This is a genomic window from Burkholderia sp. WP9 (assembly GCF_900104795.1).
Taxonomy (GTDB): Bacteria; Pseudomonadota; Gammaproteobacteria; order Burkholderiales; family Burkholderiaceae; genus Paraburkholderia.
Genome location: NZ_FNTG01000002.1, coordinates 2,878,680 through 2,900,099 on the forward strand (window position 1 = coordinate 2,878,680; position 21,420 = coordinate 2,900,099).

Here is a 21,420-nt window from a genome sequence, read left to right on the forward strand (position 1 = left end):
GAACCACCCGTTCAGATGTGGTAAATGTCGATAACCTGATTGATGTAGTCGTTCTTCAGTACGACATACTTGTTCAGGATCCGCGGCTCATCGCCCGAAAAGTCGATCACGTAGCGCGACATGCCGAAGTAGCTGTAATTCGTCTTGTAGCGGTGGCTCAGCGTGTGCCAGTTGAAGCGCACGGTGCACACGCCGTCCTGCTCGCTCTCCAGTTCCACGTTGCTGATGTTGTGGCTGGTGCGCGTGTCCGGCATCGTCGCGCTCGAGCGCTCGGTCTTGATGCGGAACACACGGTCTTCGAGCCCCTGGCGATTGGGGTAATAGATCAGCGAGATTTCGGTTTGCGGATCGGTGACGAGTTTGTCCTCGTCGTCCCATGAAGGCATCCAGAACACCGCATCGGGGTGGTAGCACTGGAGCCAGTCGTCCCATTGCTCGTCGTCGAGCAGGCGCGCTTCGCGGTAGAGAAACGCTTCGAGGTCGGTGATGACGATCGGCTTCATGCGTCGACTCCTTCGGCGGACCGGGCTGGCGCCGTTGCCGGCTTCAACGCCTGTTTCATCGTCTCGACCCAATAGCGATGCTGCACGGTGTAGAGTCCCTCGTCCTCGGTTTTGACGCCGCTCATCAACGGCTTGAGGCCGATGCGGCTCGCCGCTTCGTCCGGACCTTCGATCCAGTGTTGCGCGCCACGGCACATGTCGTTCCATTCGAGCGCGCTGCCGGCATAGCCTTGCTGACAGGCGCGAAATTCTTCGAGATCGTCGGGCGTGGCCATGCCGCTCACATTGAAGAAGTCTTCGTATTGCCGGATGCGGCGCGCACGCGCTTCGGCCGATTCGCCTTTGGGCGCGATGCAGTAGATCGTCACTTCGGTCTTGTCGACGGAGAGGGGGCGCAGCAGGCGGATCTGCGAACCGAACTGGTCCATCAGATACACGTTCGGATAGAGGCACAGGTTGCGTGAATTCTGGATCATCCAGTCGGCGGTCTCGCTGCCGCAGCGCGCGGCAAAAGCGTCACGCTGGCTGAAATTCGGACGGTCTTCCGGATTGGCCCAACGCGACCACAGCAACATGTGCCCGTGTTCGAACGCATAGAAGCCGCCGCCTTGCCGGCCCCAGTTGCCCGCGTCCATCGCGCGGACCTGATCGACCCGTGCGTTTTCTTCCTTACGGTGGTTGGTCGTCGCCGCATAGTTCCAGTGAACCGCCGAGACGTGATAGCCGTCGGCGCCGTTTTCGGTTTGCAGTTTCCAGTTACCTTCATACGTATAGGTCGATGCGCCGCGCAGCACTTCGAGCCCGTCTTCCGACTGATCGACGATCATGTCGATGATGCGCGCCGCCTCGCCGAGAAACGCTTCCAGTGGCAGCACGTCGGCATTCAGGCTGCCGAACAGAAAGCCACGATAGCTCTGGAAGCGCGCGATCTTCTTCAGGTCGTGCGAGCCTTCCTTGTTGAAGCAGTCGGGATAACCGGCATCTTCCGGATCTTTGACCTTCAGAAGCTTGCCGCTATTGTTGAAAGTCCAGCCATGGAACGGGCAGGTGTAGGTGGCTTTGTTACCGCGCTTGTGGCGGCACAGCATCGCGCCGCGATGCGTGCACGCATTGATGAAAGCATTCAACTCACCTTGCCGGTTGCGCGCGATCACGACCGGCTGGCGTCCCATGTGGGTCGTGTAGTAGTCGTTGTTGTTCGGGATCTGGCTTTCGTGCGCCAGATAAATCCAGTTGCCCTCGAAGATGTGCCGCATTTCGAGTTCGAACAGGGCCGGGTCCGTGAAGGCGCTGCGATGCAGGCGATAGTCGCCGCGCTCGGCGTCTTCGACCAGAAAGTCGTCGATGCCGGTAAGGCGCGGCGCGCGATCGAGGTAAATCGGAATCATGGTTGTCTCCTGACAGAAGTCCGCTTGTCGAACGGCGCCGCGAAACGCTGTCGCTGCCGTCATGCAATGCAATGCCTGAAAGGTATAATCTGCGTGGAATTCAGGGGCAAGTGCAGGATAGTTGGCGTGCGTTTAAGGCGTCCAACACCGTTTTAGTATCGCGTTCATATCTAAAAGGTATGGTCATGGAATTGCGCCATTTACGCTATTTCGTTGCGGTTGCCGAGGAGCGCAATTTCACCCGCGCTGCCGAACGTCTGCACATTGCACAGCCACCGCTCAGCCGGCAGATTCAGCAACTGGAGGAGTCGCTTGGCGTGCTGCTGTTCGAGCGCGGCTCACGTCCGCTCAATCTCAGCGACACCGGGCGCTTCTTTTATTCGCATGCGGTGCAGTTGCTCGCGCAAACCGCCGAACTGGAATCGATGACAAAGCGTGTGGGCAAGATCGAGCGCAGCCTGTCGGTGGGTTTCGTCGGCTCGACGCTGTACGGCATGCTGCCGAAAATCATCCGCCGCTTTCGCGACGAAAACAGCGCGGTGGAGTTGAGCCTCCACGAACTGTCCACCATGGATCAGATCAAGGCGCTCAAAGAAGGGCGTATCGATGTCGGCTTCGGCCGTATTCGTCACGAGGATCCGAGCGTGCGCCGGGTCGTGCTGCGCGAGGAGCGCATGATCGTGGCGCTGCCGGTGGGTCATCCGCTCACGGCGTCGAAGCCCGAGTTGTCCCTGCACGACCTGCTCGGCGAGACGCTGATCATTTTCCCGAAGGCACCGCGCCCGAGCTTTGCGGATCAGGTGCTCGCGGCGTTCCATGACCGCTCGCTCAAACCGCATCGGCTGTACGAAACGCGTGAATTGCAGATTGCGCTCGGCCTCGTGGCCGCCGGGGAAGGCGTCGCGATCGTGCCGAGCAGCGTGTATGGCCTGAAGCGCGATGACGTGAGCTACATGAATCTGGACGACCCGAACCTCGTTTCGCCCATCATCATGAGTACGCGCATGCTCGACGAATCGGAGGACATCAGCGCGATGCTGAAGCTGATTTACGCGCTGTATGTCGAAGAGCAGATGGAGTTTTTGCCGCCGGGCAAGCGCTAGTCGCGGACGGCGGCGTGCCGTTACGCCGCTGTGACCTGCAGGTGATAGAGCCCCCAGGGTGACAGCTCGAAGCGGTCCTTGAGCGGTTTGTTCGACAACTCGGGGATATTGTCCGCGTCGTAGGTTGCCCATAGCGGGCCGACGCCGCCAAGCGGCAGCGGCTTGCCGTCCATTTGGGTCGCCACGATGAATTGGTAGGCGCGCACCTTGTCGAGTGTCGTCGCCACTGCGTAGCCATCTACTGCGTGCATGACGATTTGCGTGTTGCCAGCGCTCGGGGCGCCGACATGCTCCAGCACGTGAGTGAGCAATGGGCCGCTCAAGGTGTGCTGGCGGGAATCGTATTCCGTGGTGGGCTTGATCGTCACGGCCGGCATGCTGGCGATCAATGCTGAATCGACGCCATAGGCTTCGGAAAACTTCACCTGATGCTTGGCGAGCAGCTGGTCGAACGCGGGGTCGAGCGCGCCACGATTGTGACGCCTGATCGCGCCGCTGATCGTGAGAATGACGGGCGATGCCGCGCAGGCTTGCTTGCGGGCAGGCTGGCCGCCGAATGCGGGCGCGGCAGCCGCGCTCAGTAGAGCCGCGCTGTTTAGAAACTGGCGCTTGTTCATTTGCGTGGTCTCCGGACAATGAGTGGGGCGACGTGAGGGGGCAGATCGTCGCGGTCTCTATTGTCAGGCAGATTGCGGCGTAGGGTGTTACGAATACAAACACCTTACCCACGCGCGGGCGTTGTCGCACCAGGGACCCGTCAGCATCGAGTCGGCTCGATACCCTCAAACCGGGAACCTAGCGGACGTACCATAGGCCGTGGTCGTAAAAGACGGACAGGATCTTGTGATCGGCGGTGGCGTCTCGCGCCAGACTGCTCGCTATGGTCAGGCATGCGGCAGCCGTGTTGCCCGCAAGAAAGCCGGACGTGCGTGCAAAGGATTTGCGTGTGTTCAAGACCTCGTCGTGCGAGACGGTCCTGATCTCACTGATCAGATCCCAATCGAGAAAGGGCGGCACGACGCCTACCGACATTCCCTCGAGTTTGTGATCCGAAAATATGCCGTTCCGCGAGTCGCATCCTTTCGGCTCCACCAGGACGACAGTGACGGAATACCCCGCCAGTGTCAGTGCTTTGGCAATTCCGATGAGGCTGGCACCCGTGCCGGCGCACGAAACAAAGGTCAGTCTTTCTACCAGAGGCCACGCTTTAAGTTGCGCTGCGATCTCGGGCCCGGTCTCGAATTCGTGGGCGGCGACACTGGCAGGGTTGCGAAATTGGTCGGTATAGAAGTAGCTGCGCTCATTTTCTGCCTCGTGCTCTAAATGCCATTGCACTACCTCACGCGGTGTCGCACCACGTTCGAGCATGTCGAGTCCGATAAGCCGGGCGCCGTACAGTTCGAGACAGCGGCGTTTGACAGCACTGAAGCCCAGCCCAACTGCAAGTTCGACAGGCACGCCATACGCCTGACATGCGAGCGTGAGTCCGAAGCCAAAGTTGCCACCGGTTTTTTCAATCACGGTGGTTTGTCCCGGGACAATGTCGCCGGTTTCGACTGCACTGCGAACAATATAGCGAGCCGCGCGTACTTTGTGGCTGCCGCCGGGATTGTCGCATTCGAACTTGAGAAGAAGTCCGGGTTGAATCTCGCGAAGCGGTGTGACCCGAAAGTCGTTGCTGATGGCAATGTCGGCGGTAGCGCGCGTATGAACCAGGTTGACCGTCATGACGGAAGCGCCTCCGCATTCCGCGCCGGGGCTTCTCGCATGCACACCCACGTGAAGGCGCCGGCAACCGCGCAAAGAGCGAGGCAGAGCAGGTTTGTGTTTCGCCAGCCGATCAATGTTTGCAGTACGGCTGGGAGAAAAGCGCCAGCGGTTGCGCAGATTGCGATGATGGAATCGTTGATGCCCTGCATCCGGTGTCGGTTGCGGTCAGTCACAGTGCAGGCCAACAGTGCGCCGCCGCCGACGTAGCCGAAATTCCATCCCACGCCGAGTAAGATCAGCCCCGCGACCATCGCCCAAAGACTTACGGCCCAGATACCCAGCGCCGCCGCACATGCCAACAATAGGTAGCCGGCGAGAAGACAGTTACGGTGGCCGACCCGGACCAGGATCGCACCGGTCACGAAAGATGGTGCGAACATTGCGATAACGTGACCCTGAATGGCAAGCGAACTGGCATCGAACGAGACGCACATCCATTTCATGAGAAGCGACGCCTGAACCATCAGCAGATTCATAATCAGGTAGCTCGACGCAGAGGCGACTATCGCGGGTGCAATGCGGGATGTGGCGACATTGGGTGAGTCAACCGATTGAATAGCGGTTGGGGGAGAGTCAATTGGACGCCAGAACACGACTAACGCAATGGTGATGAGCCCCAGCAGAACAAAAGACGCATAGCAGAGAGAGAACGTTGCAAAACCTCCGACATCCTTCAGTCCGATCGACAGAAGAGGGCCACTAATCGCGGCAACGAGGCCACCGGCTACCACTAGCGATACGGCCTTCGGGCGCATGGGTTGTGCAAGTCCGTCAACGGCGGCAAAACGATAGAAGTTCGCGAAAGCGACATAGATGCCGAGCATTCCGTGCGCGGCGATCAGTTGCAAAAAGCCGTGCCGCGTGGTCGCGTCATAGCCGATAACGCCTGCTGCAATCAGAAACATTGCGCCGAGCAGAAACGCTTTTTTTCGACCATGGCGACGCATGAAACTTGCGGCCGGATAAGTGAAGACAGCTACCGCCGCGAACTGGACGCCATATGGGACCGTAGCCCAAGCGTGATCGGGCGCGAGCATGTCACCTGCCAGCGCGGCTATGGTGACGGACACCACTGCCGCCGTGAGGTTAATGGCCTGGCACAGCGCGAGAAGATAAGTCATGCCGGGCAGCTTGCCTTGGTTGGCTTGGCTCAACCGCGACGTGGCGTCAATGCCCTTCATGGCAGAATTCCCGCCAGAGTGTTGTGACACCTTCCGTCATGGAACGAAGCGGTGTCGAAGCGCGCATTGTCGAATTGGCATGACAGGCGTTCCTTCCCGGATCCCATGCTCTTGCGACGAACATGGATACGCCCTATGGGCGCTGTGCTGCCGATGTGCGTGCCGCCGCAGGGCATGACATTGTCTTCACATTGCCAATAACGCGCGTCGACATGGTTCGGATGCGCATAGGTGTGAACTGCGCTGCCGCGAGCGACAAAGTCGTTGGCGATGTGCTCGATAGCAAGCACTTCCTCCGGCGTAAAACGGTTGTTGACGGCGAAATCGAAGCGCGCTCCGTCAGGCCGGATATGGCATCCCAGCGTCCATGCAACGGCATCGGGTCTAATCCTGCCGACGCCCAGATACACCAGATGCGACGCCGTGTGGCTCAAGGATAGTCGAGCCCTGCGCAGCGTATCGATGCTGACCTGTACTTCGTCTCCCTTCGTCAGCGTCGCGAGATGTTGGACGTCCTCGGCATGAATCACATGCTCGACGACACCTCCTGTCTGGATGTCCGGAAAGTCGGGAATGTTGGCGCGTTGTCCGTACATCTTGCGCGCGTGAATGAACCGGATTGCATTGCCATCCAGCAGCGTTAGCGTACCGATATCCGACTCCTGACCTCCTCCTTCGGGATAGGCGACCGTGGCGTCCAGTTCGACATAGTCATCGCCGATCTTTGAAACGATTGCTTTAACTCGAAATAAAGAGTTATCCGAATAGTAGAGCTTGTTGGTGCACCTTGCGATTGAAATCATGAGTGGATTGACCTCGATTCTTGCGATCCGGTGACGCGAGCCGTGGCAGTGCCACCCCGAACGATTTGCGTCTCGGACCGAAGCGTGACAATGGAATTCGATTCGATGTCTTGTGTGACACAGCAATGCGTGCCGATGAATACGTCGTTGCCGATCTGAATGTTGCCGAAGACGCGCGCGAATGCTCCGATCTGTACGCGATCGCCGAGCGTTGGATGACGCCTGGACGACGGATTGTTTGCGATACCCGCGGCGCCTAAGGTGACGCCGCCTAGCAGGTAGCAATCGTCTCCGATAACGCAGGTCTCGCCAATGACCGAACCCCAGCCATGATCGAGAACAAAGCGCCGGCCGATTTGACATCCGGGATGTATTTCTGCGCCGGACAGGAGCTTGCCGCGAGCCGAGACGAGTGATGCATAGGCTTCCAGTTCATGGCGCGGGAATGCGCTGACATCGGCCATAGTCATCAGCGCATGCGCGAGACGGTAATGCAGAATCGCTTTGTACGACGTGGACCCCATGAGGGCGGCCATTGTCGACCCGCGCTGCGCCGGATCTTTCGAGAGAAGGGCGTCGAGATCTTCATCCGCGGACGCGCATGCATGCGCAAAACAGTGATGGGAGAAGACTGCTGCGGTCAGCGCCGGTGGAGCGCACTCTATCAGGGCGGCTCGCAGAAGATCTGCAACCGGGAGATCAAAGCAAGGAGTCTGGTTGACGGGCAGTGCTACACCGTCGCCGCTCGAATTTAGAAGAAAGGCTGGCGGTGAATAACATGCCATGGAGTTATTTGGAATGTCTCTCATGATTTTATAATCTGTATAGGAATACATATGGATTAGTGTGCCGCAAAATCTACCTGTCATGGTGTGCGAAATTTCCCAAATTCCGGAGATCCACTAACTATGACCGCATAGGCTCACCAAACCACCCCACCATTTCTATTACATGCGAGGTAATTGGCGAGTCTCGACCACACGCCTAATCTTCGGTTGTCGCGCGGTTCATCCCGAGCCGCTTGCTCCAATCGAGGACATATCATGTCGACGTTTCAGATTCACACCATCGACTCCGCGCCGGATCACTCCAGGCCCGTATTGCGGCAACTTCAGGAGAATTTCGGCTTCATTCCCAACATCGCGGGGGCGATGGCGGAATCGCCCGTGCTGATCGGCGCCTTCATCAACCTGTTCCAGAGAGTCCACGCAGGCACTTTCACGGAAGCGCAGATCCAGACGCTGCTGTTGACCAACGCCGTGACCAACGCATGTGCGTGGGCGGTGGCGTTTCACACCGCATTGGCGCTGCAGGAGGGGCTCGCCGCCGCCGACGTCGATGCGATTCGCAAAGGCTGCGCGCCCGCGGACGGTCAGCATGCCGCGCTTTCAGCACTGACGAAAACCGCGATCGAGAAGCGCGGACATCTCGACGGGCACGACATCAGCGCTTTCTTCGAAGCCGGCTTCCGTCGCGATCAGGTGTTCGAAGTACTCGCGGTCGCGGCGGCGTCGACGATCACGAACTACGTGGGCAGCATCGCGCAGCCACCGCTGGAAGCGCAGTTCCAGATTCACGCCTGGCAGGCTTGAGCGCGCGAGCGACGTAATGTGCCGCGCCAGCGAGTATGCTGACCGGCGAGCCACGCTCGAGTGGCGGGGGCGGCGCGTCATGAAGCGGGACGCTCCCCGCTCGCTCAAGTGTCTGAATCGACTTGCGAGCGAGAGAATGACGAATCCTGCGAATCCATTGAAGAAAGCGGCGCCGAACGATCTCGGCGTGCTGTTGCGTCACTGGCGAGACGTGCGCGGCATCAGCCAGCTCGACCTGTCGTTCAGGGCCGGCGTCTCGCAACGTCATATCAGCTTTATTGAAAGCGGACGCAGTGTGCCGAGCCGTCAGATGCTGATGGATATCGCGCAAACCCTCGACATACCGCTTCGCGACCGCAATACGCTGCTGTTGGCGGCGGGCTATGCGCCGATGTATGCGGACGGCGCGTGGAACGCCCAGGAAATGCAGAGCGTCACGAAGGCGCTCGGCCGCATGTTGCATCAGCATGAGCCGTTTCCGGCGATGGTCATGGACCGCTACTGGAACGTGCTGATGACCAACGACGCGGCGCCGCGCTTTTTCAATTGCTTCATCGATATGGCGGCGCGCAAGGGGCCGCGCAATATGCTGCATCTGATTTTCGATCCGCGCGGCATGCGCCCGTTCGTGGCGGACTGGCAAATCGTGGCGGACAGCCTGATCCAACGGGTCTACCGGGAGTCGGTGGGGCGTGTAATCGACGAACGGACGCGGGAGTTGCTGGACGAACTGCGTGCCTATCCGGCCGTGCAAACCAGCTTCGGGCGAGGCCATCCGCCGGCGGCCATGCCTGTCATACCGATTGGCTTCGTCAGGGACGGCCACGTCCTGAAGTACTTCTCGATCGTCGCGAGCGTGGGCACGCCACAGACAATCGCGGCGCAGGAACTGCGCCTCGAATGCATGTTCCCCGCCGATGAAGAAACGGAAGCGCGTCATCTGGAGATGTTCGACGCGGCGCCACAGGCGCCGCGCTAACCCCGTCCGCAAGGGGTTGGCGCAACCGCTGCTGAAAGCTGGCGGCGCTTCCCAGCGCCGCACCCGAGCATCAGAATCTGTGCCGCAAGCCGATACTGACAATCGCCTGGGATTGCGCGGACGACGAGTGGCCGTTGCCCTTGTCGCTGACCGACGCGGTGGCCGCGACCGGATTGCCGAGCGCATCCAGCGTGCCGCCCGACGCGTGCTGATAGCCGCCCATCAGATAGGCCGTCGAACGCTTTGAGAGCGCGTATTGCGCACCGAGCGTCACGTTGTGATATTGCGCACGCTCATCCACGCCGTCCACTTCACCACCGCGCGTGTAGCTGTAGCCCGCGAACAGTTGCACGGCCGGACGGATCGTCCATTGTCCGAATACGCCCGCGACATTGAACGTGGCATGTCCCTTGAATAGCGAGTCGGCGCCGGAGCGGTATTGCACGTTGCTGTAATTCACACCAACAATCGCCGGGCCGAAGTCGTAGGTTGCGCCCGTCGCGATGATCTGCTGCGATTGCGCGCTGGCGTAGCCCTCATTGATCGATGAATTGAACAGGCCGTCGTCCGTGCCGCTCCACTTGCCGTGGGTCGTGTCCAGCGGACCGCTCTTGCTGTTGTCGGAGCGCTCGTAGCCGACGCCCACATGCAGCGGTCCGTTGCCGTAAGCAGCGCCCACGCTCCAGGTGTTCTGCTGCTTAAGACTGCCGGGCTGGCCGCCGAAACCGTACAGCGCGCCGAATGTGAAGCCCGAATAGTTCGCGCTCGTGTACTTGATCGAGTTGTTCACGCGCGCGGTCTGATCGAGATCGTCGATGTCGCCCGGATGCGCGCCGTAGCCGCCGACCATCGCGACCGGTGCGACAGGCGCGACGAAATCGTTCAGCGAAGTGTACTGACGGCCCAGCGTGATCGTGCCGTATTGCCGGCTGCCGATGCCCACATAGGCCTGACGACCGAACAAACCACCGTTCTGCCCGGTCTTGCCGTTCGTGATGTCGAAGCCGTCCTCGAGCTGAAATAGCGCGTTCCAACCGCCGCCGAGGTCCTCCTGCCCCTTGATGCCCCAGCGGCTGCCGGACAGGTTGCCGCTCGTCAGGGCGACGTTCGAGTGGCCGCTATAGTTGCCGGTGGTGCCGGTGCGCTCGTTACTGCGGTACGAGATGCCCGCATCGACGATGCCGTACAGCACGACAGAACTCTGCGCGCACGCAATGCCGGCAAAAGACATCAAGAGGGGTGCGGCAATCCATTGCTTTTTCATCGTTGTTTTCAGTCCTGGTTGGAACGTCTATCTCAAGTCGCCTGAATGGCGATCTCTCTTTTTTCCGCGCACGGCAGAACCCGCTCCTGACCAACGGAGCGGACTGCGTGAAGCGGGGGAAGGGGTAGCAGGAGCGGATACTCACCACCGCGCGCCCCAGGTGGTGCGTCCCAATGCGGGACGCGCCACGCGAGGCAGCCTGTGGTCAGTGGCTCAACGCAGCGCCGGGCGGCAACTCGGGGGCGTGCACAGTCACTGTCTTGCGGACTTTGGCGACGTCCGTCGCGCTGACCGTCTGGCCGGTGTTGCCCCAACTGTTGCGCACGAAGTTGGTCACGTCGGCGACTTCCTGATCGTTCAAGCGCCAGCCGAACGCGGGCATGGTGAACGAGGAGGGCGCAGTCTTCGTGCCTTCGAGCGTACTGCCGGTGAGCAGCACATGAATCAGCGACGTCGCGTCCTTGCCCTGCACGACCGGATTGCCGCTCAGCGCCGGAAACACGCGGTTGTAGCCGCGACCATCGCTGCGATGGCAAGCGGTGCAGTTGTCGCGATAGACGGCAGCGCCCGGCGCGGTGGCGTCGCCCGAGCGCAGCGCGCGCGCGGCCTTGTCGTCGTACACGTACGGCGTTTCCTTCGGATCGCTCGACGGCAGCGTCTTCAGATAACGCGCCATTGCCGTGAGATCGGCGTCGTTCATGTGCTGCATGCTGTGCTGCACGACATTCGTCATGCCGCCGAAGGCCGCGCTGTGCTGCGTGCGTCCGGTCTTCAGGAATTGCACGAGATCGACTTCGCTCCACGCGCCGATGCCGGTGCGCGGATTGCCGCGCAGACTCGACGGAATCCAGCCGTCGATCGTCGCGCCGCCCGCGAGGAACGCCGGACCGTCCAGGTCGCTCAACGCGCGTTCCTGCATCGTCGCCGCGCGCGGTGTATGACAGGCGCCGCAATGGCCGAGACCTTGCACGAGATAGGCGCCGCGTGCGATGACTGGATCGGCGTAGTGTGTCGCGTCGAATGAAACCGGCTCGGGCGCGAACAGATGGCGCCAGATGCCGAGCGGCCAGCGCATCGACAGCGGCCAGACGATATCGACCGGACGGTTCTTCTGGTTGACCGGCGCGACGCCTTGGGTGAAGTACGCGTACAGCGCGTGCATATCGTCTTCGCTCAGGCGTGCATACGAAGGGTACGGCATGGCCGGATACAACGTATCGCCGTTCGGCTTTACGCCCGCGCGCACCGCGCGGTCGAACTGCGCGAACGTCCACGCACCGATGCCGCTGTTGCGGTCCGGCGTGATATTGGTCGAGTAGATCGCGCCGATCGGCGTGTCGAACTTCAGGCCGCCGGCAAATGGCTTGCCCGCGCTCGCCGAGTGACACGCAATGCAATCGCCGGCACGCGCGAGGTACTCGCCATGCGCAATCAACGTCGCGTCGCTCGGGTTCTGAGGCGTTGCCGCGTGCGCGGCGAACGTCGTCGCGCTCAACGCGGCGGCTGCGAACCACGACGCCGCGCTCACGCGCCGGATTGCCTGCGTGAGGCGTTTGAAATTGTTTTTCTTCGTCATACGCTCACCAGCGGCCCGGGGTTCTTCAGATACTGCGTGCGGATGGCGCGCGCCGACCAGTAAGCGAGCGCCGCGGCAAGACCGGTCGGGTTATAGCCGATACCTTGCGGGAAAGCAGACGCGCCCATCACGAACACGTTATGCACGTCCCAGCTTTGCAGGTAGCGGTTCAGTACGCTCGTCTTCGGATCGGTGCCCATCACCGCGCCGCCCACCAGGTGAGTGGTCTGATAGCGGCGCGAGTCGAAGTGCGCGCCGAATTCGCGCGTGTAGACGTTGATCGATTTCGGACCCATTTGCTGCGCGATCTTCTGCATCTGGCCGGTCACGTAGCGGGCCATTTTGATGTCGTTGTCCTTCCAGTCGAAGGTCATGCGCAACAGCGGCTGGCCGTACGAATCGCGATAGGTCGGATCGAGATCGAGGAACACGTCGCGGTACGACATGTTGGTGCCGTGCGCGTCCATTGAGATGGTGTGCGCGTAGTGGTCCTTCACCGACTTCTTCCAGTCGACGCCCCAGTTGGGCGTGCCCGCCGGCGTTGCGATGCCGCTGATCGGCTTGGTGCCCGCCTGGTTCACCCACAGCGGCGAACCGCCGACAAAACCGAGCGGGCCGTGATCGAAGTTGTCGGCGTTGAAGTCGTCGACCGCAATGCCGTTGCCACCCGCGCCGATGAACGGATTGGTGAAGGTGTCCTTGTCGAAGAACGCGGTGATGGTCGAGAGGTTCTGATAGGCGAAGTTGCGGCCGACCACGCCTTCGCCCGAGATCGGGTCATACGGCTTGCCGATGCCGGACAGCAGAAGCAGATGCACGTTGTGATACTGGAACGCCGCGACGATCACCAGATCGGCCGGCTGAAACACTTCGTTGCCCGCCGGATCGACATACGTCACGCCTTTGGCGCGCTTTTTCGTGTCGTCGAGGTCGACCCGCAGCACGTGGCAGCGCGAGCGCAACTCGAAGTTCGGCGATTGCTTCAGCGCGGGCAGGATATTCAGGTTCGGCGACGCCTTCGAATACATGTAGCAGGCGTAGCCGCTGCAGAATCCGCAGAAATTGCAGGGACCCATCTGCACGCCGTACGGGTTCGTGTAGGGCCCCGACGTATTCGCCGAAGGCAAACGATACGGATTCAACCCGAGTTCGCGCGCGGCCTTGCCGAAGCGTTCGGCGGAATAGGTGTTCAGTTGCGCGGCGAGCGGAAAGTTGTCGCTGCGTGGCGCTTCGTAAATGTTGCCGTCGCCGACCACTTTGCCGTTGACCTTGTACGCCTGGCCTGAGGTGCCGAACACTTTTTCGGCGAAGTCGAAATGCGGTTCGAGTTCTTCATAGCTGACGCCGTAATCCTGAATCGTCATGCCTTCGGGAATGAAGCGCTTGCCATAGCGTTCTTCGTAGTGACTCTTCAGACGCAGTTCTTCCGGCGTGATGCGGAAATGCACGCCCGACCAGTGCAGCCCCGCGCCGCCCACGCCTTCGCCCGGCAGAAACGCCGCGAGTTGCCGGTACGGCAGCGCCGTATCGCCGACGTTATGCCGGATCGACACGGTGGTCTTCGAGAGATCGAGGAACAGCTTCTTGCGGACGTTGTAGGTCAGTTCGTCGATCGTGTTCGGATACGCGCCGTCGGGGTAGGTGTCGCGATACTCGCCGCGTTCGAGCGCGAGCACGTTCAGTCCTGCTTCGGTGAGTTCCTTCGCGAGAATCGCGCCGGTCCAGCCGAAGCCGACGATCACCGCGTCGACATGAGGTTTGGTTTGAGTAGCCATCAGCTGCGCTTTCCTTCGATCGACACCGGGCCATACGGATAGGCCGCGCCGTTCTGATTGACGAAGTCCATGAAATCGGCGCGCGCGCCGGGGAAGCCGATCATCTTCCAGCCGGCCATGTCGCGATTGCCGCCGTGGATCGGATCGCAGAAGTAGCCTTCGCGCGTGTTCTGCAGGAGTTGGCCGAAGAAAGTGGCGGCCGGCACGTCGACGAGATCGATCTTGCCTTTCTCAAGCGCGGTGAGAACGGTGTCGCGCGTCGCGGCGTCGAGGGCGTCGAAAGAATGCGCGTAGGTCTTCGCGCAATACGCATTGACCGCCGCAATACCGAGCCGGTAGAGATCGCGCGGCACGAGCTTCAACTGGTAGCCGAGTTCCGGCACGCCTTGCGCGAACGGACCCTGCATGTACCAGAGCGCGCCATGCGCGTACGGCGTATCCATCTGCCGGTCGATGAATTCGGGCACGCCGGCTTCGACGGCGCCGGGGCCTTCGCTATCCGCCGGAATCAGACGGTCGACCGCAGCGTGAATGAACGCCCATTCCTTCGCATCGAAGAAATGCGGCTTGTAGTCGGGGCCGGATGTGGGGTTTGCGGACGCGTTGGCGCTCGAACCGGTCGCGGCGTTGGTCGCGGACGGCTTGACGTCGCAGCCGGCGAGCGTGCCGGCCGGAACGAGGGCAATAGCCGTGCGCAAAAAGCCGCGGCGCGAGCTGAGAGGGGATGAAGGCATGTTGTTGTAGTCACCAGATCGGAGCGCGCCATTGCGCCCCCGGGCAGTCATCGGAATGCCGGCGGTATCTTAAATGGAACCGGTTCCAAAGTCTTTTAACTTTTTTACAATAAGTTGTTTCATGAAGTGATGAAATGCGGGGTTTTTATAAAAATTCCTTTTGAATCAAAGGTATTTTTTGCGTAAGCCACGGCGGTGGCGAGTGCGGAGCGTGGGTTTCGCGACTCGGTTGCGGCGCGTGCGCAACAGGCGGCAAATGGACGACCGGGAGCGTCTGCTTCGAGGAAGAAGCGGCAGGCGCGGCTCGTGGACGCTGCCGGTGCGCGCATTCGTCTGCGTTACACTTGCCCATCTTGTTTGCCGGGTCCCTTCATCCCGATGCCGGGTTCGCTACCGCGTTTCTCGGCCGCGCCGGAGGTGAAGGAACAACAATGGAAAACCTCCTCAAGAAGCTCGATCTGACTTCGTTGCGCCTGTTCGTCGCTGTCTGCCAGGAGCGCAACATCGCGCGCGCGGCGGAGCGTGAGTTCATTGCGTCGTCGGCCGTGAGCCGGCGCATCGCCGAGATCGAAGCGGTGATCGGCTTGCCCGTGATCCAGCGTCAGTCGCGTGGCATTGCCGTGACGCCGGTCGGCGAGACCGTGTTGCGTTACGCGCTGGCGATCATCGGCAATATCGAACAGATGAGCGCGGAACTGTCGCGCTTCTCGTCGGGCGCAAAGGGGCGCGTGAGGTTGGTGGCGAATCTGTCCTCGATCGTGCAGTTCCTGCCGGAAGACGTGGCCGCGTTCGAACGCGCGTTTCCCGAAGTGTCGATCGAACTGGAAGAGGAGAACAGCACCGACGTGCTGCGCATAGTCGGTGAGCATGGCGCGGACTTCGGCATCTGCAATCCGGTGGCCGGCAGCGAAGCGTTCGAGCAGGTGCCGTACCGGCAAGACCGGCTGGCGGTGCTGGTGCCGGGCGGCCATCGGCTTGCCGGCGCGCTGCGCGTGAGGTTCGACGAACTGCTCGACGACAGTTTAGTCGGCCTGCGCAGCGAGAGCGCGCTGACGCAACTGCTCACGCAGCAGGCGGCCAGTGCGGGGCGGCAACTCGACGTGAAGATCCGCGTGAGCAGCCTCGACGCGCTGTGCCGGATGGTGCACGCCGGGCTCGGCATCGCGATCGTGCCCGAGCAGGTTGGGCTGCTCTATGTGAATGCGCTCGACGTGCGCCTACTCTCGCTGAGCGATGAGTGGGCAGTGCGACGCCTCATCATGATCTTCAAGGCGCGCGACCAGTTGAGCGCGAGCGCGGCGGCGCTGGTCGGGTTTCTCGGCAAGGGCGTTTGATCGCTGCGGCGGCCGCGAATCGGCGGAGGCATGTCTTTGCCGATATGTCCTCTGCGAACGATGCGTCGAAGCCTGGCTCATGTCGGAAGTGATCGCGCCAGCCAACGCCGATCATCGCCAAACGAGAGGTCTGCGTTGCCGCACCGGCACTTCGGCATTGCCCGCGCGCGCCGTATAGTGAGCGCAAGGAGAATGCTCATGCGCGATGCGATTCGTCTGGACGGCCGCGTGCTGTACCTGTCTCAAGACCCCGCGGTGATCGATGCCCAACTCGCCGGCGAAAATTTCACGCGCGCCACGGCGGGCCCGTTGCGCGACAACGTTTCCACCGACGAGATCACGCCAGTCACCGTCATGCTCACGTATGACGAACGCCTCGGCCAGTATCCGTACGTCGGTTTCAAAGCCGGCGAGCGCATGCCGATCGGCCGCAATGCGGTCAAGAACGGCGGCTTTCAGGTGACGGTGGCGGGCAAGCGCTACGGCAAGGGTTCGTCGCGCGAATCGAGTCCGTTGGCTGAACTCTCGGCCGGTATCCGGCTGATTGTCGCGGAGAGTTTCGAGCGCATCTATCAGCAGAATTGCGACAACATCGGCATTCTCACCACGACCGATTTCTCCGTGCTCGATCGTTTGAGCGCGGGAGAAGCGGTGCCCATCGACGAGTTTCTCAAAGGCCGCGACGCGCTCACGCAGCAGATCATTCGCAGCGGCGGCCTGCTCGCGTACAGCAAGTTCGCTGACTGGCCCGCGCCGTGCACGGCCGATCACGCGGAGATTGCGCAGCCAACGGAGCCGAAGACGCTGGTCGAGAAGATCATCGAACGGCATCTGCATCCGGGCGGCTTAGGGGCGCAGCGCGGTGACGGCGTCTTCATTGCGGCGGACTGGCGCTTCAGTCACGATTACTTCACCGGCATGTGCGCGCACCTCATGCACCGCGCGTTCGGCAAGCCGGCGCCGCTGCATGCGCCGGATCACATTATCGCGTTCCAGGATCATCTGGTGCTCGCTTCGCAGAGCATTCCGCACGTGCGTGACGGTTTGCTGCCGGGCGTCGCCAATCTGATGGAAGGCCATACGTCGTTCTCGCGTGATTATCCGGTTCGCTCGCACGGCGCGCTCGATGGCATGCCGGGCTCCGAAGGCATCTGTCATGCGCTGATGGCCGAGCAATACGCATTGCCGGGGCAAGTGGCGTGCGGCACCGATTCGCATACGCCGCATTCGGGCGCGCTCGGCTGCCTCGCATTCGGTGCGGGCGCAACGGAAATCGCCAATAGCTGGGTGACGGGTTACGTGCGCTGCAAAGTGCCGGAGACGTTGCGCATCGAAATCAGCGGGCAATTGCGCGACGGCGTGACCGCGAAAGACGTGGTGCTGCATCTTTTGCAAATGGACGCGATCCGCTCGGGTGGCGCGATCGGTCTGGTGTTCGAATACGGCGGCGCGGCGGTGCGCGCCATGTCGATCGACGAGCGCGCGACCTTGACCAACATGGTCGCGGAACTGGGCGGCTTCACCGGTATCGTCGAACCGGACGAACGCACGGTGGCGTTTCTGAAAGAGCGGCGCGGCGTGGATTTCAGCCTTGAAAGCTGGATGAAAAGCGATGCGGGCGCGATCTATCGCGACACGATTCAGATCGATGCAAGCGCGATCGAGCCCATGCTCGCGCGTCCCGGCGATCCCGGCAACGGGGTGCCGGCGCCGCAACTGGAACAGGACGTCGCTATCGATATCGCTTACGGTGGCTCATGCACCGCAGGCAAGCGCGAGGATTTCGACTTCTATCACGAGGTGTTGCGCTGGGGCGTCGAGCAGGGCCTCCGTGTACCTGAGGGCACGCGTCTATTTCTGCAGTTCGGCACCATGGCGGTGCGCGCGTATTGCGAGGAACAGGGCTATTTGCAGGTCTTCGAGCGCGCGGGTGTGACGCTCGTCATGCCGGGCTGCGGGTCGTGCGCGAATTGCGGGCCGGGCCAATCGGCCGAGGCGAACGAGGTGACGATCAGCGCGATCAACCGCAATTTCCCGGGCCGTTCGGGGCCGGGCAACGTGTGGCTCGCGAGTCCGTATACGGTGGCGGCGAGCGCGTTGGCCGGAAAAATCACCACCTTCGAGCAATTGAAGCGCGTGCACGGCTAGAATGCTGGCCGGACCTCGGGTCCGGCATCTTCATCGCGCGTATGACGCACGAAAGTACGAGAGGCCGGCACGAGACCGGCCCCGTGAGCTATAGACTTTTGCGGTCGACAGAGGAGACAAACAACATGGCATCCCCAGATCATGCCGGTTCCGTCGCGAAGAGCGGTGGCGCGGCGTATTCCGATATCGCGGCGACCCGTGCGGCTGCAGCCGCGGCCACGCCGCTCGACGCCGGCAGCATTTCCGCGCGCCTCGACCGGCTGCCCGCCACACGTTCTGTCTGGAAGCTCGTGGTGCTGCTAAGCCTCGGCTTCTTCTTCGAACTCTACGATCTGTTGTACTCGGGTTATGTCGCGCCGGGTCTCGTCAAAAGCGGCCTGCTGAGTGCGACCACGCATGGCCTGTTCGGCACGACCGGCGTTGCGAGTTTCATTGCCGCGCTGTTCAGCGGCCTCTTTATCGGCACGATCGCCTGTGGCTTTCTGGCGGATCGCTTCGGACGCCGCGCGGTGTTCACCTATTCGCTGCTCTGGTACACGGCGGCCAATGTCGTGATGGCGTTTCAGGAAACGGCTACCGGGCTGAACTTCTGGCGCTTCGTGGCGGGCGTCGGCATCGGCGTCGAACTGGTGACGATCGGCACGTACATTTCCGAACTGGTGCCCAAGCAGATTCGCGGCCGCGCATTCGCGTGCGAGCAGGCAGTCGGTTTTACGGCGGTGCCGGTGGTGGCGTTTCTCTCGTATCTGCTGGTGCCGCGCACGCTGCTCGGCCTCGACGGCTGGCGCTGGGTCGTGCTGATTGGCGCACATGGCGCACTGTTCGTGTGGTGGATTCGCCGCGCGTTGCCGGAAAGCCCGCGTTGGCTCGCACAGCAAGGACGTCTTGCCGAAGCCGATCGTGTGATGAGCGAGCTCGAAGCGAAAGTGCGCCGCGAATACGGTCGTGAGTTGCCGCCGCCCGCAGCGTCGGTGCCGGTGGCGCCGCGCGGCAGCTTCCGCGATATGTGGGTGCCGCCGTATCGCAGCCGCACGCTGATGATGACGATCTTCAACATCTTTCAGACGGTGGGCTTTTACGGCTTTGCGAATTGGGTGCCGACGCTGCTGATCAAGCAGGGCATTACGATTACCACGAGCCTGATGTATTCGAGTGTGATCGCGCTGGCCGCGCCGCTTGGGCCGGTGATTGGGCTCTTCATTGGCGACCGCTTCGAGCGCAAGACAGTGATCGTGGTGATGGCGGGTGTAAATATCGTCTGCGGGCTGTGGTTCAGTCAGGCCTCCGGCGCGGTGCTGCTGGTGACATTAGGAGTCTGTCTGACGCTTGCCGGCAACATCATTTCGTATAGCTATCACGCGTATCAGACCGAGCTTTTTCCGACCAGCATTCGGGCAAGGGCGGTGGGCTTCGTTTATTCGTGGAGCCGGTTTTCGGCTATTTTCACGGCGTTTCTGATCGCGGCGGTGTTGAAGGAGTTTGGCACCACGGGCGTGTTTGTGTTCATCGCCGGGGCGATGCTGATCGTAATGCTGGCGATTGGATTGATCGGGCCGCGCACGAAGGGGCTCGAGCTGGAGAAGATCTCGAAGTAGCGAGCCGCCCGTCTGATGCGGGCGTTTCGTTTTTTTGGTGAATTGAACGCTAACGCCGCTCCAATTCGCCATCGCGCACGCGCCATAGAGACAACGGATTGCTGTCCTGTAGCGCAGGCGGTAGCAATTCCGGCGGTAGATTTTCGTAGCAGATCGGCCGCAAGAAGCGATCGATCGCGGTTGCTCCGACGGACGTAAACCGACTGTCGGAGGTCGCCGGATACGGTCCGCCGTGTACCGTCGCATAACCAATCTCGACCGTATTCGAGAATTTGTTCACGAGGATACGGTTTGTCTTGCTTTCGAGCACGGGGATCAGGTGTCGGGCTAAGTCGAGATCGGTTGATTCCATATGCAAGGCCATGGTCAGTTGGCCGCGCAGACTGGTTGTCAGTTCGATCAACTCATTCTCGCTCTCGCAGCGGATGAGGACGGCCGCTGGGCCGAACATCTCGCCGGCAAGCTGGGGCGCGGCGAGTACTTCAGCGGCGTCAACCTCGAAAATTTCGGACTGCCCTTCTAAACGGCCTTTGGGCGCAGTTCCTTTCGCGATGCTGAGACTCGACCTACCTTCTCGACTACGTTTCGCTTCACGGTTGAAATTGTCGTAGATTCCGGGGCTGAGCATCGGTTCCGCTCGTACCGCCGACAGTGCTTCCGCCAGTGCCACACGCAAGTCCTCGAAGCCCGCGCCATCAATCGCGACGATCATGCCTGGCTTCAGACACATCTGGCCAACACCGGCTGTCATGCGTTCTACGAAGTGCGCAGCAATGTCTGGCGCGCGGGTCCGCAATGCCGCTGGCAGAACGAAGTTGGGATTCACACTTGTCATTTCAGCGAAGACGGGAATCGGCACCGCACGCGCCGCACCTCGGCGAACGAGTGCCATGCCGCCGCCTTCCGAGCCGGTGAAGCCAACGGCCCGAATGGCCGGATGATCCACAAGTGCTTCGCCTACCGCATTGCCGTGTCCGATCAGCAGTGAGAACACGCCTTCGTGCAGCTTGCATTCCTCGACGGCAGCCTGTATCGCCTTGCCGACCAGTTCCGATGTGCCGAGGTGCGAGCCGTGTGCTTTCACAACGACGGGGCAGCCCGCCGCGAGCGCAGAGGCCGTGTCGCCTCCCGCCACCGAATAGAGGATCGGAAAATTGCTCGCACCGAATACGGCGACGGGGCCGATTGGTATCTTCTGCATGCGTAAATCGGCTTTAGGCACCGGTCGACGCGCGGGATCGGCGGAATCGATCGTCGCGTGACGCCAGCGTCCGTGGCGTACCACGTCGGCGAACATTTTCATCTGCGCAGCCGTGCGCGCCGTCTCGCCCTTGATACGCTCAACGGTTAAACCCGTTTCACTTGCTGCACGTTCGTACAGTACATCGCCGAGTGCAAGCAGATTGTCGGCCGCGCGTATCAGGAACGCGCCGCGAGTTTCGGGTGAAGTGTGCCGATATGACTCGAAGGCCTGCAACGCGAGCGTGCAGGCGTCATCTACATCCTTCAGTGTCGCGACGCCGAAGGAGGGTTCAATCTCGGTGCCGAGGCGTGGGTCGAAAGCCTTGATAGTGTCCGCCGTTCCAAAGCGCGATGCGCGGCCGATCGACATTTCACCCGCAACTTTCATCATGAGGTTCTCCAGGTTCTTCAAGCAAACGTGTTATCCGGATAT

18 protein-coding genes are annotated in these 21,420 nt (G+C 61.3%); 6 read left to right on the forward strand and 12 right to left on the reverse strand.

Features of this window, described 5'->3' with window-relative positions; all coding sequences use genetic code 11:
* Positions 1-11: 11 nt before the first annotated feature.
* Both benB and benA read right to left on the reverse strand, forming a co-directional pair.
* Entirely contained in the window at positions 12-503 is a 492-nt protein-coding gene (benB, locus tag BLW71_RS33955; protein ID WP_091807474.1) for a benzoate 1,2-dioxygenase small subunit, read from the reverse strand.
* Positions 500-1,891: a benzoate 1,2-dioxygenase large subunit gene (benA, locus tag BLW71_RS33960; protein ID WP_091807476.1), complete on the reverse strand. Its 1,392-nt coding sequence runs from the start codon at positions 1,889-1,891 to the stop codon at positions 500-502. The genes benB and benA overlap by 4 nt, the downstream gene beginning before the upstream one ends.
* A 185-nt stretch (positions 1,892-2,076) precedes the next feature.
* On the opposite strand from benA, the gene BLW71_RS33965 reads away from it, so the two are divergent.
* Positions 2,077-2,994: a LysR family transcriptional regulator gene (locus tag BLW71_RS33965; RefSeq protein WP_091809210.1), complete on the forward strand. Its 918-nt coding sequence runs from the start codon at positions 2,077-2,079 to the stop codon at positions 2,992-2,994.
* 20 nt (positions 2,995-3,014) lie between these two features.
* Here BLW71_RS33965 and BLW71_RS33970 read toward each other — a convergent pair whose 3' ends face one another.
* The 5 genes from BLW71_RS33970 to BLW71_RS33990 all read right to left on the reverse strand — a co-directional run bounded on the left by BLW71_RS33970 (position 3,015) and on the right by BLW71_RS33990 (position 7,557).
* Positions 3,015-3,611, reverse strand: coding sequence for a putative pterin-binding protein (locus BLW71_RS33970; protein ID WP_091807478.1), 597 nt, complete (start codon positions 3,609-3,611; stop codon positions 3,015-3,017).
* 178 nt (positions 3,612-3,789) lie between these two features.
* Positions 3,790-4,722 (reverse strand): PLP-dependent cysteine synthase family protein, encoded by a 933-nt coding sequence (locus tag BLW71_RS33975; protein WP_091807480.1) that lies wholly within the window; start codon positions 4,720-4,722, stop codon positions 3,790-3,792.
* On the reverse strand, positions 4,719-5,945 hold the full coding sequence (locus BLW71_RS33980) for an MFS transporter (RefSeq protein WP_091807482.1): 1,227 nt from the start codon (positions 5,943-5,945) through the stop codon (positions 4,719-4,721). The genes BLW71_RS33975 and BLW71_RS33980 overlap by 4 nt, the downstream gene beginning before the upstream one ends.
* Positions 5,942-6,748: an alanyl-tRNA editing protein gene (locus tag BLW71_RS33985; protein ID WP_286162181.1), complete on the reverse strand. Its 807-nt coding sequence runs from the start codon at positions 6,746-6,748 to the stop codon at positions 5,942-5,944. The genes BLW71_RS33980 and BLW71_RS33985 overlap by 4 nt, the downstream gene beginning before the upstream one ends.
* A complete protein-coding gene (locus tag BLW71_RS33990; RefSeq protein ID WP_286162182.1) occupies positions 6,745-7,557 on the reverse strand; it encodes a serine O-acetyltransferase in 813 nt (270 codons plus the stop codon). Before BLW71_RS33990 ends, BLW71_RS33985 begins: the two co-directional genes overlap by 4 nt.
* A 234-nt stretch (positions 7,558-7,791) precedes the next feature.
* Here BLW71_RS33990 and BLW71_RS33995 point away from each other — a divergent pair, with 234 nt between their 5' ends.
* Both BLW71_RS33995 and BLW71_RS34000 read left to right on the forward strand, forming a co-directional pair.
* Positions 7,792-8,340, forward strand: coding sequence for a carboxymuconolactone decarboxylase family protein (locus BLW71_RS33995; RefSeq protein WP_091807486.1), 549 nt, complete (start codon positions 7,792-7,794; stop codon positions 8,338-8,340).
* A 136-nt stretch (positions 8,341-8,476) separates the two neighbouring features.
* Positions 8,477-9,319, forward strand: a complete 843-nt coding sequence (locus tag BLW71_RS34000; RefSeq protein WP_091807488.1) for a helix-turn-helix domain-containing protein — start codon at positions 8,477-8,479, stop codon at positions 9,317-9,319.
* 70 nt (positions 9,320-9,389) lie between these two features.
* Here the strand turns inward: BLW71_RS34000 and BLW71_RS34005 are convergent, their stop codons facing one another.
* From BLW71_RS34005 to BLW71_RS34020, 4 genes are all read right to left on the reverse strand, one after another.
* Complete coding sequence (locus BLW71_RS34005) at positions 9,390-10,583, reverse strand: porin (protein WP_091807490.1); 1,194 nt, start codon at positions 10,581-10,583, stop codon at positions 9,390-9,392.
* Between the two features lie 205 nt (positions 10,584-10,788).
* Entirely contained in the window at positions 10,789-12,159 is a 1,371-nt protein-coding gene (locus BLW71_RS34010) for a c-type cytochrome (protein ID WP_091807492.1), read from the reverse strand.
* Positions 12,156-13,934 carry a GMC family oxidoreductase gene (locus BLW71_RS34015; protein WP_091807495.1) on the reverse strand — a complete coding sequence of 593 codons (1,779 nt, stop codon included), beginning with the start codon at positions 13,932-13,934 and terminating at the stop codon, positions 12,156-12,158. Before BLW71_RS34015 ends, BLW71_RS34010 begins: the two co-directional genes overlap by 4 nt.
* Entirely contained in the window at positions 13,934-14,668 is a 735-nt protein-coding gene (locus tag BLW71_RS34020; RefSeq protein WP_091807497.1) for a gluconate 2-dehydrogenase subunit 3 family protein, read from the reverse strand. The genes BLW71_RS34015 and BLW71_RS34020 overlap by 1 nt, the downstream gene beginning before the upstream one ends.
* 431 nt (positions 14,669-15,099) lie before the next feature.
* Between BLW71_RS34020 and BLW71_RS34025 the strand changes: the two genes are divergently transcribed.
* The 3 genes from BLW71_RS34025 to BLW71_RS34035 all read left to right on the forward strand — a co-directional run bounded on the left by BLW71_RS34025 (position 15,100) and on the right by BLW71_RS34035 (position 19,745).
* On the forward strand, positions 15,100-16,002 hold the full coding sequence (locus tag BLW71_RS34025; protein WP_091807499.1) for a LysR family transcriptional regulator: 903 nt from the start codon (positions 15,100-15,102) through the stop codon (positions 16,000-16,002).
* Positions 16,003-16,200: 198 nt separating this feature from the next.
* A complete protein-coding gene (locus tag BLW71_RS34030; protein WP_091807501.1) occupies positions 16,201-18,150 on the forward strand; it encodes an aconitase family protein in 1,950 nt (649 codons plus the stop codon).
* A 125-nt stretch (positions 18,151-18,275) separates the two neighbouring features.
* Positions 18,276-19,745 carry an MFS transporter gene (locus BLW71_RS34035; protein WP_091807503.1) on the forward strand — a complete coding sequence of 490 codons (1,470 nt, stop codon included), beginning with the start codon at positions 18,276-18,278 and terminating at the stop codon, positions 19,743-19,745.
* Between the two features lie 49 nt (positions 19,746-19,794).
* On the opposite strand, the gene BLW71_RS34040 is transcribed toward BLW71_RS34035, so the two are convergent.
* Positions 19,795-21,375 (reverse strand): aldehyde dehydrogenase (NADP(+)), encoded by a 1,581-nt coding sequence (locus BLW71_RS34040; RefSeq protein WP_091809213.1) that lies wholly within the window; start codon positions 21,373-21,375, stop codon positions 19,795-19,797.
* Positions 21,376-21,420: the final 45 nt, after the last annotated feature.